Annotated in this window: 14 protein-coding genes; 1 reads left to right on the forward strand and 13 read right to left on the reverse strand. The window is 69.3% G+C overall.

Going from position 1 to position 11,977, the window contains the following annotated elements:
* Positions 1–22: 22 nt before the first annotated feature.
* The 13 genes from fliR to fliF all read right to left on the reverse strand — a co-directional run bounded on the left by fliR (position 23) and on the right by fliF (position 11,364).
* Entirely contained in the window at positions 23–823 is an 801-nt protein-coding gene (fliR, locus tag ABE957_RS00780; protein ID WP_349756731.1) for a flagellar biosynthetic protein FliR, read from the reverse strand.
* A 64-nt stretch (positions 824–887) separates the two neighbouring features.
* The gene (fliQ, locus tag ABE957_RS00785) at positions 888–1,157 is read right to left on the reverse strand and encodes a flagellar biosynthesis protein FliQ (protein ID WP_089848004.1); all 270 of its coding nucleotides are present in this window, start codon (positions 1,155–1,157) and stop codon (positions 888–890) included.
* Positions 1,158–1,197: 40 nt separating this feature from the next.
* Entirely contained in the window at positions 1,198–1,926 is a 729-nt protein-coding gene (fliP, locus tag ABE957_RS00790) for a flagellar type III secretion system pore protein FliP (RefSeq protein ID WP_349756733.1), read from the reverse strand.
* 26 nt (positions 1,927–1,952) lie between these two features.
* Positions 1,953–2,393, reverse strand: coding sequence for a flagellar biosynthetic protein FliO (gene fliO / locus ABE957_RS00795; RefSeq protein WP_349756734.1), 441 nt, complete (start codon positions 2,391–2,393; stop codon positions 1,953–1,955).
* The gene (fliN, locus tag ABE957_RS00800; protein WP_349756735.1) at positions 2,390–2,893 is read right to left on the reverse strand and encodes a flagellar motor switch protein FliN; all 504 of its coding nucleotides are present in this window, start codon (positions 2,891–2,893) and stop codon (positions 2,390–2,392) included. The genes fliO and fliN overlap by 4 nt, the downstream gene beginning before the upstream one ends.
* On the reverse strand, positions 2,886–3,929 hold the full coding sequence (gene fliM / locus ABE957_RS00805; protein ID WP_349756736.1) for a flagellar motor switch protein FliM: 1,044 nt from the start codon (positions 3,927–3,929) through the stop codon (positions 2,886–2,888). Before fliM ends, fliN begins: the two co-directional genes overlap by 8 nt.
* 21 nt (positions 3,930–3,950) lie before the next feature.
* Entirely contained in the window at positions 3,951–4,430 is a 480-nt protein-coding gene (gene fliL / locus ABE957_RS00810) for a flagellar basal body-associated protein FliL (RefSeq protein ID WP_349756737.1), read from the reverse strand.
* 132 nt (positions 4,431–4,562) lie between these two features.
* Positions 4,563–5,978, reverse strand: coding sequence for a flagellar hook-length control protein FliK (locus tag ABE957_RS00815; protein WP_349756738.1), 1,416 nt, complete (start codon positions 5,976–5,978; stop codon positions 4,563–4,565).
* Between the two features lie 19 nt (positions 5,979–5,997).
* Positions 5,998–6,459: a flagellar export protein FliJ gene (fliJ, locus tag ABE957_RS00820; RefSeq protein WP_349756739.1), complete on the reverse strand. Its 462-nt coding sequence runs from the start codon at positions 6,457–6,459 to the stop codon at positions 5,998–6,000.
* Positions 6,456–7,847: a flagellar protein export ATPase FliI gene (gene fliI / locus ABE957_RS00825; RefSeq protein WP_349756740.1), complete on the reverse strand. Its 1,392-nt coding sequence runs from the start codon at positions 7,845–7,847 to the stop codon at positions 6,456–6,458. The genes fliJ and fliI overlap by 4 nt, the downstream gene beginning before the upstream one ends.
* A complete protein-coding gene (locus ABE957_RS00830; protein WP_349756741.1) occupies positions 7,847–8,653 on the reverse strand; it encodes a flagellar assembly protein FliH in 807 nt (268 codons plus the stop codon). Before ABE957_RS00830 ends, fliI begins: the two co-directional genes overlap by 1 nt.
* Positions 8,646–9,650 (reverse strand): flagellar motor switch protein FliG, encoded by a 1,005-nt coding sequence (gene fliG, locus ABE957_RS00835; RefSeq protein ID WP_349756742.1) that lies wholly within the window; start codon positions 9,648–9,650, stop codon positions 8,646–8,648. Before fliG ends, ABE957_RS00830 begins: the two co-directional genes overlap by 8 nt.
* On the reverse strand, positions 9,643–11,364 hold the full coding sequence (fliF, locus tag ABE957_RS00840) for a flagellar basal-body MS-ring/collar protein FliF (protein ID WP_349756743.1): 1,722 nt from the start codon (positions 11,362–11,364) through the stop codon (positions 9,643–9,645). The genes fliG and fliF overlap by 8 nt, the downstream gene beginning before the upstream one ends.
* 252 nt (positions 11,365–11,616) lie before the next feature.
* On the opposite strand from fliF, the gene fliE reads away from it, so the two are divergent.
* A complete protein-coding gene (gene fliE, locus ABE957_RS00845) occupies positions 11,617–11,943 on the forward strand; it encodes a flagellar hook-basal body complex protein FliE (protein ID WP_349756744.1) in 327 nt (108 codons plus the stop codon).
* The last annotated feature ends 34 nt before the right edge of the window (positions 11,944–11,977 follow it).

Raw genomic sequence — 11,977 nt, forward strand, 5'->3', positions numbered from 1 at the left:
TCCCGGCCGGGGCGTTTTCCTGTCAGCCGGCGATCGGCAGTGGCGCCAGGGTTTCCAGCAGGTTCTGCAGGAAGGCCAGCCCCTGACTGAACAGCCGTTCCAGGAAGCTCGCCAGGTCGGTCATCAGCACCATCAGTAGGATCAGGCCGACCGTCAGCGACGTCGGGAAGCCGATATTGAAGACGGTGAGCTGCGGGGCCGAGCGATTGAGGATGCCCAGCGACAGGTTGATGATCAGCAGCGAGGCCACCAGCGGCAGGGCCAGCAGCAGGCCGGCGGTGTAGATGGTGCCGCCGTAGCGGGCCAGCATGATGAAGGCCTCCGGGTTGAAGCGGCCGATGCCGATCGGCAGGGTCTCGAAGCTTGATACCAGCACCTGCAGCACCATCAGGTGGCCGTTGAAGGCCAGGAACATCAGCAGCGTGACCATATAGAGGATGCGCGACAGCACCACCATGTTGGTGCCGCTGGAGGGATCGAAGAAGGTGGCGAAGGCCAGGCCCATCTGCAGGCCGATGAAGTCCCCCGAGGCCTGCACCACGACGAGCATGACCCTGACCGTGAGTCCGATGGCGGCCCCGATCAAGAGCTGCTCGACGAGGATGCCGAAGCCCGCCCAGGAGAACAGCGGCACCTCGGGCATCGGCGGCAGCACCGGCGCGATCACCACTGCCACCGCGCCGGCCAGGCCCAGCTTGGCCTGGCGCGGGATGCTGGAGTGGCCCCACAGCGGAGCGCTGAGCATCAGTGCGGTGATGCGCGCGAAGGGCCACAGGAAGGCGACCAGCCAGCCATGCAGCTGCGCGAAGGTGACCTCCACCATCAGCGGGCATTGCCCTTCACAAGACGGCTCTTCACAAGACGGCTCTTCACAAGGTCATCGAGTGTCACGAGATCATCGCGGGGATGTTGCCGAACAGCTCACGGGTGAAGTTCATGATCAGGGTCAGCAGCCAGGGGCCGGCCAGCACCAGCACCGCGAACACGGCGAGGATCTTGGGGATAAACGACAGGGTCATCTCGTTGATCTGGGTGGCGGCCTGGAACAGGCTGACCAGCAGGCCCGTGGTCAGGGCGGTGAGCAGCAGCGGACCGGCCAGCAGCAGCGTGACGCGCATGCCCTGGTAGGCGATGTTCATCACCTCTTCCGGTGTCATCGTGGTCTCCTCGCGAAAGTGCGCATCAAGGAATGACGGGTCATAGATAGAAGCTCTCGGCCAGCGAGCCGATGATCAGCTGCCAGCCATCGACCAGCACGAACAGCATCAGCTTGAACGGCAGCGAGATGGTGATCGGCGGCACCATCATCATGCCCAGCGACATCAGCACGCTGGCCACCACCAGGTCGATGATCAGGAAGGGGATGAAGATGGTGAAGCCGATCTGGAAGGCGGTCTTCAGCTCGCTGGTGACGAAGGAGGGCACCAGGATGCGCATCGGCACGTCCTCGGGCCCCTGCAGCTCGCCGATATCGGCCAGGCCGGCGAACATCGCCAGGTCGGGCTCGCGGGTCTGGGCCAGCATGAATTCGCGGAAGGGACCCTGGGCACGGGCGAGAAACTCGTCGAAGCCGATGGCGTCGTTGGCCAGCGGCACCCAGGCCAGCTCGTGCACCTGGTCGAGCACCGGCGACATGATGAACAGGGTGAGAAACAGCGCCAGCCCCAGCAGCACCTGGTTGGGCGGCGTGGCCTGGGTGCCCATGGCGGTGCGCAGCAGGCTCAGCACGATGATGATGCGCGTGAAGCAGGTCATCATCAGCAGTACCGCCGGCAGGAAGGCCAGCGAGCTGAGCAGCAGCAGGGTCTGCAGCGACAGCGACCACTGCTGTCCTCCGTCCTCCATCGGCTGGCTGGCGATGCCGGGGATCTGCTGGGCCAGGGCCAGTGCGGGCATGGCCAGCAGCACCGCGAGGAGCAGCGTCATCACACCCCGTCTCGTGACGACGCGCCTCACGCCCTGCCCCCACGGTTGAGGCCGGCATTGTGCCGGATCGCCTTGGCCAAACGTGTGGCGAAGGCGTCGCCCGCCTCGAAGTCCGGTCCGTTTGCCGGCTCGGACGCCCGCGGCTCGGCCGGCGCCGGCAGGTCATGCAGCTTGTTGACCTGGCCGCCGCCGACGCCGAGCACCAGCCAGGTCTCCTCCACCTCGACGATCACCACGCGCTCCTTGGTGCCCACCGCCGCGCTGCCGACCACCCGCAGGTGACGGCCGTGGCGCTGGTGGGGCAGGCCCCAGCGGCGCAGCACGGCGGCGGCCACCAGGATGATGACCAGGATCAGCCCCAGCGCGGCGGCGGTCTTGCCAAGTGTGGCCATGCCGATCAGCGATTCGCCGCCGCTGACGGCGGCGTCCAGGCCGGCGGAAGAGGTGTCGGTCGCGCCCGCGCTCATCGGTTGAGCTTCTGCACCCGCTCGGAGGGGGTGATGATCTCGGTGATGCGGATGCCGTACTTGTCCTCGACGACCACCACCTCGCCCTGGGCGATCAGGTAGCCATTGATGAGGATGTCCATGGGCTCGCCCGCCAGGCCATCCAGCTCGATCACCGAGCCCTGCGCCAGTTCCAGCAGCTGCTTGATGGTCAGCTTGGTGCGGCCGAGCTCGACGGTGAGCTTGACCGGGATGTCCATGATCATCTCGAGATCGCGACCGGAAGCCGTGCCCTGGCCTGCCTCGAGAGGCTGGAAGACGCTGCTGCCGGCAGGCCGGGCGGCAGGCGCGGGGGCCTCGGCCTGTGGTTCGGGCTCGGCGGAGTCCGCGGCCGCCTGCTCGGCCATCGCCTCCGCCCAGGGGTCATCGTCGGCGGCGGGCGCCTCGTCCTGCTGCTCCGACATGGCGGCGGCCCAGTCGTCGTCGCTGATGTTCTGATCGGGCGTGTTGGGATCAGTCATGGGAAGGTTCCTTGGATTTCGGCCTGGAGCCTTTCACGAAGGCGTCGGTCGGCGCATGGTCGGCGGCATGATCGAAGATGCGCAGCACGCGCAGGGCGTGCTGCTCGTTCTGGCTGCCGTATTCACACTCCATCACCGGCACGCCGTCCACGCTTGCCGTCACCGTCTCGGGAAGCTCCATGGGCAGCACATCGCCGGCCTTGAGGGCCATGACATGGTCGATGCGGCTCGGGATGTCGATGAAGTCGGCGACCAGCTCGATCTCGGAGTGACGGATCTCACCGGCCATGCGCCGGGTCCAGGTACCGTCCTGGTCCTTGCTGCCGTCGCTCAGGGGATTGGTCAGCAGGTCGCGCAGCGGCTCGATCATGGCGTAGGGCATGCAGATCTGGAAGTTGCTGGCCAGGTTGCCCACCTCGAGATTGAAGCTGGTATTGACCACGATCTCGTTGGGCGAGTTGGTGATGTTGGCGAACTTCGACTGCATCTCCGAGCGCAGGAAGCTGATCTCGAGGGGGTAGACGGACTTCCAGGATTCGCTGTAGGCGTCGATGGCGAGATTCAGCAGGCGCTGGATGATGCGCTGCTCGGTGTTGGTGAACTCGCGGCCCTCGGACTTGGTCACGAAGCGCCCGTCGCCGCCGAACAGGTTGTCCACCACCATGAACACCAGGCTCGGGGGAAACACGATCAGGGCCGAGCCGCGCAGCGGCTTCATGGCGATCATGTTGATGTTGGTCGGCACCGGCACGTTGCGGGAGAACTCGCTGTAGCTCTGGTAGCGGACCGAGTCCACGGTGATGTCGGCGCTGCGGCGAATCAGGTTGAACAGCCCCATGCGGAAGTGCCGCGCGAAGCGCTCGTTGATGATGTCCAGGGCATGCAGGCGCTCGCGGATGATGCGGTGCTGCGAGGCCGGGTCATAGGGGCGCACGCGCGCGGTCCCGTCGCCATGGGCTTCGGGTTCGTCATCACCGCTGACGCCCTTGAGCAGGGCATCGATCTCATCCTGGGACAGCAGGTCGTCTTGGGACATGGTGTGTTGGCTACCCCCAGCCTATTGCACGATGAACTCTGTGAAGAGCACGTCGTCGATGGCCAGTTCCGGCTGCGTGTCCGACATGGGCGCCTCGAGGGCGGCGATCACCTGCTCGGCCAGGCGCTGCTTGCCGCCCGGCGAGGTCAACTCATCGGCCTGCTTGCCGGAGAACAGCATCAGCAGGCGGCTGCGCACCTGGGGCATGTGCTGCTCGAGGACCGCCTGGCTCTGCTCGTTGCCGAGTTTCAGCGACAGGCCGGTGTAGAGCAGGCGAGGCCCGTACTGGTCGTCGGCCAGGTTGACGGTGAAGGGCGTGATCGGCAGGAAGATCGGCGCCTGGGGTTCGGATTCCGCCTGGACGTTGAGTGCCGAGCGCGCCTCGCCGTCGGGCTGGCTGAGCACCATGTAGAGCGCCACCGCCGCCGCCGAGCTCGAGAGGATCAGCAGCACCATCATCGTCCACAGGAGCGTGCGGGAGCCGCCGCTGGATTTCGCCATTCTCATTCCTAGGTTGCAGTAAGTTGCCGACACTGACGCCGCAGTATGCGGGCCGTGACGGAGGCATGATGATCCGAACAGGCCCGAAGATGGCGCCTATCTTGCCCGTTTGGCGCCCGACCGCGGCGCGGTTCAGGCATAGAGGTCCACGCGCCCGTCCAGGGGAACCTCGCGGGCCCCGCGCTCCTCGAGGGCGCTGTGCGTCCCGTCCTCGGCGGCGTCGCCCCCGGCCGAGGCCAGCAGCTCGCCGGGTCGAGCGGAGGCGCCGTCACCCTCGCTGCCGCCCTGGCGCTGCTCGCCCACCGAGGTTTCGCCCAGGCTGATGCCCTGCTCGGCCAGCGCCTCGCGCAGCTGCGGGATCGCCTGCTCCAGCGCCTGGCGCACCTGGGCATGGGCGGAGACGAACTGCGCCTGGGCGCCGTGGTCGCTCATCTTCAGCGAGACCGACAGCGGGCCGAGCTCCGCCGGGTGGAGCTTGAGCTCGACTCGCTGATCGCCGCCCTGCTGGCTCAGGCGCACCAGCTGCTGCCCGAGCTGCTGGGACCAGGCGGGGCTCGATACCGGTGCCTGAATGCTGGCCTGGGCCATGGCGGACGCGCCCGACGCCCCGGTCGTTGTGTTGGCCATTGCGCCGGTCATCGCATTCGCCGCGCCCTGGCCGGCCAGCTCGCTGCCGCCGGCGGCCCGCGACGTCTCGCCGCGCTGGGCCAGCAGGGCGTCGCCGGCGGCCGCAAAGCGCAGCGCCTCGTCGCTCGTCGCGGTGGCCTGGCCGCTGCCGGCGGCGGGAGCCGCGAGGCGCTCGGCGGCGGCAGCGATCGCCGCCGCGTTCGACTGAGGCTGTCCGGTGGGGGCGCGCCGATCGGCGGCGATCGCCTCGAGCAGCGGGTTGGTTCGTCCCTGCTGACCGGCCCCGAGCGACGCGGCGGCGAGGGCCTCGCTCGCCGGGCCGGCCGGGCCCGCCATGGGCAGCACCGCGAGGACGTCATCCGCCTCGGGACGGCCGGCCTGCTCGATCAGGGCGAGGCGCTCCTGCAGCGCGTCCCAGATGCCCTGGCCCTGGGCCGTCTCGCTGCCGCCTGGTCGCGGGGCGCCCTGCTCGAGCGACTGAAGGGCCGCCTCGACGTCTTCGGCCGAGAGTTGGGTCCAGGCGGCCTGCCCTTGTTGTGACAGACGCTGGGCTTGCTGATCCGGCGCCCCGGCGCCGAGCAGCGTCGCCAGCAGGGCGGCTGGGCCGGCATTCTCGCCCTTTTTCCCCGTCTCGCCCGAGGCCTTGGCCAGCAGGGCCTCGAGTGCCTCGCGCCGCGTGGCGGCGTCGGTGGGCGCCTCGCCCTGGCCGTGTGTCGCGGCCAGCGGCGTCAGCGACGCATCGGCCTGCCGTGACGACGCCTGGGGCGTCGGGGCGGCGGTCTTCCCGGCGCCGTCTCCCTGGGCCTGGCTCGCTCCGGCCAGCTGGCGGGCGAACTCGCTCCCCGGGGCCTTGGCGTCCCCGGCGGCGGCGCGGTGTCCGGCGGCATTTCCGGGGGCGTTGATGAGCAGCTGGATATCCATCGACAGTCTCCTTGTCGGCTCAGTGCTCGGAGTGGGACGAGCGCTGGCGGACCAGTCGGTTGTTGACCAGGTCATCACTGACGTGCTGTTCCCGGCGTTGTTCGTCGCGGCGCCTGACCGCCTCCCGGCGCTCGGCCAGGGTGTCGTAGGAGGAGAGGCGCTGCTGCTGTTGCTGCCAGTGCTGGCGGGTGCGTTCGACCCGCTGCTGCTGGGCGGCCAGGGCCTGGCGGGCGCGCACCAGGGCGTCGTCCAGCGAGGCGAGGAACTGCTGATAGTTGCGCATGGTGGCCGGGTCGATGCCGTCGCGCATCGCCGCGTTCAGCTTGTCGGCGTACTCCTGGCGATAGCGGTGCAGCGAATCCAGCTGCTGGCGGACCTGGCTCGAGGTGCGCTGCTCGCCGGCCAGATTCTGGCCGGCCTGATCCCGGGCCTCCCGGGCGAGCTCGACGAGGGTGTCGAGCGAGGTGCGATCACGGCTCATGACGGTCCTCCGAGGACGCCGGCCAGGGCCTGGCGGGCGTCGTCCATGCTGCTGTTCTCCTCGATGCGCTGCTGCAGGAAGCCCTCGAGCTGGGGATAGCGCCGCACCGCCTCGTCGAGCTGCGGGTCGTTGCCCGGGTGGTAGGCGCCGACGCTGATCAGGTCGCGATTGCGCTGGTAGCGCGAGAAGAGCCCCTTGAACTGCTGGGCCTGGCGCTGCTGCTGCGGGTCGACGACGGCGGTCATCACGCGGCTGATGGAGGCCTCGATATCGATGGCCGGATAGTGGCCCGCCTCGGCCAGGGTCCGCGACAGCACGATGTGGCCATCGAGGATGGCGCGGGCCGAGTCGGCAATGGGGTCCTGCTGGTCGTCGCCCTCGGTGAGCACGGTATAGAAGGCGGTGATCGAGCCGCCGCCGCGCGCGGCGTTGCCGGCGCGCTCGACCAGGTTCGGCAGCTTGGCGAAGACCGAGGGCGGGTAGCCCTTGGTCGCCGGCGGCTCGCCCACGGCCAGGGCGATCTCGCGCTGGGCCATGGCGTAGCGGGTCAGGGAGTCCATGATCAGCAGCACGTTGCGCCCCTGGTCGCGAAAGCCCTCGGCCAGCCGCGTGGCATAGGAGGCACCCTGCAGGCGCTGCAGCGGCGAGGTGTCGGCGGGGGCGGCCACCACCACGGCGCGGCGCAGGCCCTCCTCGCCGAGGATGTTGTCGATGAAGTCCTGGACCTCGCGGCCCCGCTCGCCGATCAGGCCGACCACGATCACGTCGGCGCGGGTGTAGCGCGCCATCATGCCGAGCAGCACCGACTTGCCGACGCCGGAGCCCGCGAAGAGCCCCATGCGCTGGCCGCGGCCGACGCTCAGCAGGGCGTTGATGGCGCGGATGCCCACGTCGATCTGCTCCTCGATGGGGGCGCGCGCCAGGGGATTCAGCGGCGGCGTGGAGAGCGGCGCGCGGGGCGCCTCATCGAGCGGCGCCAGGCCATCCAGGGGGGTGCCGTTGCCGTCGACCACGCGCCCCAGCAGGGCCTCGCCGAGGGGGAAGCGTCGCGCGCTGTCGTTCGCCCCGTCGGAGAGCGCGAAGACCCGGGCGCCCGGCATCAGGCCGGTGATCTCGGCCAGCGGCATCAGGTAGAGCCGGTCGCCGGAGAAGCCCACGACCTCCGCCTCGGCGAAGCGACGCTGCTCGCCGTGGCCGGCCGGCAGCTCGATGCGACAGGCGTTGCCGAGCGCCACCTGCAGGCCGACCACCTCGATCACCAGGCCCGTGGCCCGCACCACCCGGCCGCTGGTGCGGCAGGGCGGCAGCGGCGCCACCCGGGCGCGCACGCCGCGCAGGGCGCGCTGCCAGTGGGCCTGGTGCGAATTGGCGGACAGCGACTCGGCCACTACTTGGCGTCCTCCGATTTTTGGGCGGCGGGCCGCCGGTGGCGGACCTGGGCCTTTACGGCCTGCCAGCGGCTCTCCCAGGTGGCGTCGAGCTCACCGTTGGCGCTGGTGACCCGGCAGCCGCCGCGGCTGAGCTGGTCGTCCGGCTGCAGCGTCCAGCCGGCGGCCGAGAGCTCATCGCCCAGGTGCGTCTTCACCAGCTTGTGATCGAGGGGGTGCAGCCAGAGGCGCTGCTGGCCGACCAGCGGCGGCTCGGTGTGCAGCAGCGCGCGAACCAGCTCCAGCACCTGGCGGGGCCTCGACTTGAGGGCCTCGCCGGCGAGCTGGTGCCCGGTGGCCAGCGCCAGGTCGACCAGGTCCTCGGCGACGCTCTCGTCGAGGGTCTCCAGGGCCTCACCGAAGGCACCGGCGAGCTCGGCCAGCGGCGTCAGCGTCTCGGCGAGGCGCGCGTCGAGCTCCTCCTGCGCCTGTCGGCGCCCCTCCTCGAGCCCCTGGGCCAGTCCCTCGGCATGGCCCTGTTCGCGGCCCGCCGCGAGGCCCTCCTCATGGGCCTCGCGACGGACCCGCTCGCGCAGCGCCTTGAGCTCGGCCTGGCGGCGCTGCGCGTCGCGCCGCTCGGCGGACTGCGGCGCCTTCTCGGGGTGCTGGGCCTCCTCGGGGCGCTGGGCCTCCTCGGGGCGCTGGGCCTCCTCGGGGCGCTGGGCATGGCTCGATGCCTGGCGCGGCGAGGCTTTGAGCTCGCCCATCTGCCAGCGGCGCCAGGGCGAGCGGTCGTCGTCCCTGTCGGATGCACCGGGCTTAGACATAGGTGTCGTCTCCGCCGCTCAGCACGATCTCGCCGCCGTCGGCGAGGCGTCGCACCACCTGCAGGATGGTCTTCTGCTCGGTCTCGACCTGGGAGACGCGGATCGGGCCGCGGGCCTCCATGTCCTCGCGCATCAGATCGGCGGCGCGCTGGGACATGTTGCGCATGAACTTGTCCATGAGCGTCTCCGGCGCCCCCTTGAGGGCCACCACCAGCGAGTTGGTGTCGATCTCCTTGAGGATCATCTGGATGCTGCGGTCGTCGAGGTCGATGAGGTTCTCGAACAGGAACATCTCGTCGATGATCTTCTGCGCCAGGTCCTCGCTGTGGGAGCGCACCGTCTCGATGGCGGCCTCTTCCTGGTTGGAGTTCATCAGGTTGAGGATCTCCGCCGCGGTGCGGGCGCCGCCCATCTTGCTGCGCTTGAGGTTCTGGCCGTCGAGCATGTTGGTCAGCACCTCGGTGAGCTCCTGCAGGGCGGCGGGCTGCACGCCGCTGAAGGTCGCGATGCGCAGCACCACGTCGTTGCGCAGCTTGTCGTCGAACAGCGCCATCACGTCTGCCGCCTGGTGACGATCCAGGTGGATCAGCACGGTGGCGATGATCTGCGGGTGCTCGTCGCGGATCAGCTCGGCCACCATCGAGGCTTCCATCAGGTTCAGGGCATCGATGCCGGAACCCGTACCGCTGGTCTCCAGCACGTCCTCGATCAGGCTGGAGGCGCGGTCGCTGCCGAGCGCCTTGGTCAGCACCGAGCGGATGTGCTCGCTGGAGTTGAGATTGAGCGCAATGAACTCTTCGGTCTCGTCGCTGAAGGCCTGCAGCACCAGGCGCATCTCATCGTGGGAGACCTGGTCCAGGCGGGCCATCTCCGTGCTGATTTCCTGGATCTCGGAGGGCGAGAGGTACTTGAACACCTCGGCCGCGCTGTCCTCGTCCAAGGCCAGCAGCAGGATCGCGCTGCGCCGCGCACCGCTTATTTCCTGACGCTTACTCATGCTTGTTCATCCAGCTGCGAACGATCATCGCCACCATGCGCGGATCCTCCTCGGCCATCTCGCGAAGGTCTTTGAGGTTGTCCTCGTAGGCCGAGGCCTTGCGCGTGCGTCGCGGCTTGTCGTAGGTGGTGTCGTCTTCCCGGCCGTCGGCAGGCGTGCGCGGCTCGTCTTCCTCGCCGACCCTGGCCTGGAAGGTGGGAGCGGGCTGCGCGGCCGGCTGCGGCGCCTGGCTGGCGCGCTTGACCAGCGGTCGCAGGATCAGCAGGTAGAGCAGCAGGATCGCCAGGCCCACCAGCAGGTAGCGGCCCAGGCTCAGCGCCAGCTGCTGGACATCGGGCTGCTGCCACCACTCGAGGGGCTCGATCTCCGGGCCCGTCCGCGTGAAGGGGCTGTTGACCACGGCGATCTCGTCGCCGCGGGCCTGGGAGAAGCCCATGGCCTGGCGCACCAGGCGCTCGATCTGATCGATCTCGTCCTCGCTCAGCGGGGTCGGCTGCATCACGCCCTGCTCGTCCGGGATCGCCCGGTAGTTGACCACGACCGCGGCCGAGAGCCGTTCCACCTGGCCGCGGCGGTGCTGGACATGGGAGATCTGGCGATCGACCTCGTAGTTGATCACGTCGTCGCGATTGAGGTTGCGCGTCCCCGGGGCGTCCTCGCCGGCCTGTTGGCCCTCGGCGTCCGCTCCCTCCTCGCCTTCGGGCGGGTTCTCCACCGGTGACGGCGCGGCGCCGGGGGGCGTATTGCTCAGGGCGCCGGGGATGCCGCCGGCCAGGTCGTCGCTGCCGCTGTAGTTGACGCTGCTCTGGCGGCTGCGCACCGCGGCCTCGTTGGGCGGCTGGTTGGGCGCGTAGCGCTCCGAGGTCTCTTCCCGGCGGGCGAAGTCCACCTGGGCGGTGACCTGCGCCTTGACGTTCTCGTCGCCGAGAATCGGCGCCAGGATCGACTCGATGCGCTGCTGGTAGGAGCGCTCCACCTCGGCGATGTACTCGAGCTGGGTGCCGTCCATCCCCAGGCCGTTGCTCTCGGGGGTGGTCAGCAGGCGGCCGTCCTGGTCGACCACGGTCACCGCCTCGGCGGCCAGGTCCGGCACGCTGCTGGAGACCATGTGCACGATGGAGTTGATCTGCCCCTCGCCCAGCACGCGCCCGGGATGCAGGGTCAACACCACCGAGGCCTTGGCCGGCTGGCGGTCGCGCACGAACACCGAGTCCTTGGCCAGGGCCAGGTGCACGCGGGCGCCATTGACCGGCCCCAGCGACTCCATGGAGCGCGACAGCTCGCCCTCCAGGCCGCGCTGGTAGTTGATCTGCTCGGCGAACTGGCTGATGCCGAAGGCCTGGTTCTCCATCAGCTCGAAGCCGACGTTGCCGCCCTTGGGCAGCCCCTGTTCGGCCAGCTGCAGGCGCAGGGTATGCACCCGCTCGCCGGGCACCAGCAGCGCCTGGCCGCCCTGGCTGAAGCGGTAGGGGACGCCGCGGGTATCCAGCTCGTTGATGATGCTGCCACCGTCCGCCTGGCTGAGGTTGCTGTAGAGCACGCGGTAGTCGGGGCTGCGCGCCCACATCAGCAGCGCGACGACGATCGCGATCGCGGCGGCGCCCGCGATCAGCAGGACGACCAGCGGGTTGCCGCGCAGCTGCTCTTTCAGGCGCGCGAGCCCCGCCGAGCCCTGGCCGGCCTGTGGATTGGTGGCGGAGGCGCCACTGCTCATGCGGGCCTCCCGGCGCGGCGGGAGGCGTTGGCGAAGTTCGTCAAGGCAGAAGACATCGAGTGCTGTCCGTCCATCGCGGTTGACCGCCCCTGGAATGGGCGGAATTCTGATGGCGGCCATTATCCGCCCCCGCTGTCACCCTAAAGGCCAGAAAAGCCCCGTTTTTATGAGGCATTTGGCCGCTTGGCCGCGAGCGCCGGGCTGGTAGCCTGCCTGTCCTTTTCTCGTGTCCTACAGGCCAAGGTGGTTGTGATGAGCGCGCCCGCGATCGAGTCGATCCTCTCCCAGATGCAGTCGTTGTCCAGCCAGGCGGCGTCGCAGCCATCCAGCGGCCAGCGGGTCGATACCCAGGTGGGCGGCGGCTTCACCGGCGAGCTGCAGTCGGCCATCCACCGCATCAACGAGCTCAAGCTCGAGGCCGGGGCCAAGGCCGAGGCGTTCCAGGCCGGCACGCCGGGTGTGGAACTCAACGACGTCATGGTCGACATGCAGAAGGCGAGCGTGGCCACCGAGATGGGCATCCAGGTGCGCAACCGCCTGGTCACGGCCTACAAGGACGTCATGAACATGCAGGTGTGATCCACGGCCACTTCTCGCTGCTGCCCTGCTTTCC

The sequence above is a fragment of the Halomonas pelophila genome (assembly GCF_040196315.1).
Taxonomy (GTDB): domain Bacteria; phylum Pseudomonadota; class Gammaproteobacteria; order Pseudomonadales; family Halomonadaceae; genus Halomonas; species Halomonas pelophila.

What these genes read in the sequence shown, in the direction of transcription:
- fliR (WP_349756731.1), bottom strand. Translation starts at nt 823, where the DNA reads ATGGTGGAGGTCACCTTCGCGCAGCTGCATGGCTGGCTGGTCGCCTTC.
- fliQ (WP_089848004.1), bottom strand. Translation starts at nt 1,157, where the DNA reads ATGACACCGGAAGAGGTGATGAACATCGCCTACCAGGGCATGCGCGTC.
- fliP (WP_349756733.1), bottom strand. Translation starts at nt 1,926, where the DNA reads ATGACGCTGCTCCTCGCGGTGCTGCTGGCCATGCCCGCACTGGCCCTG.
- fliO (WP_349756734.1), bottom strand. Translation starts at nt 2,393, where the DNA reads ATGAGCGCGGGCGCGACCGACACCTCTTCCGCCGGCCTGGACGCCGCC.
- fliN (WP_349756735.1), bottom strand. Translation starts at nt 2,893, where the DNA reads ATGACTGATCCCAACACGCCCGATCAGAACATCAGCGACGACGACTGG.
- fliM (WP_349756736.1), bottom strand. Translation starts at nt 3,929, where the DNA reads ATGTCCCAAGACGACCTGCTGTCCCAGGATGAGATCGATGCCCTGCTC.
- fliL (WP_349756737.1), bottom strand. Translation starts at nt 4,430, where the DNA reads ATGGCGAAATCCAGCGGCGGCTCCCGCACGCTCCTGTGGACGATGATG.
- ABE957_RS00815 (WP_349756738.1), bottom strand. Translation starts at nt 5,978, where the DNA reads ATGGATATCCAGCTGCTCATCAACGCCCCCGGAAATGCCGCCGGACAC.
- fliJ (WP_349756739.1), bottom strand. Translation starts at nt 6,459, where the DNA reads ATGAGCCGTGATCGCACCTCGCTCGACACCCTCGTCGAGCTCGCCCGG.
- ABE957_RS00830 (WP_349756741.1), bottom strand. Translation starts at nt 8,653, where the DNA reads ATGTCTAAGCCCGGTGCATCCGACAGGGACGACGACCGCTCGCCCTGG.
- fliG (WP_349756742.1), bottom strand. Translation starts at nt 9,650, where the DNA reads ATGAGTAAGCGTCAGGAAATAAGCGGTGCGCGGCGCAGCGCGATCCTG.
- fliF (WP_349756743.1), bottom strand. Translation starts at nt 11,364, where the DNA reads ATGAGCAGTGGCGCCTCCGCCACCAATCCACAGGCCGGCCAGGGCTCG.
- fliE (WP_349756744.1), top strand. Translation starts at nt 11,617, where the DNA reads ATGAGCGCGCCCGCGATCGAGTCGATCCTCTCCCAGATGCAGTCGTTG.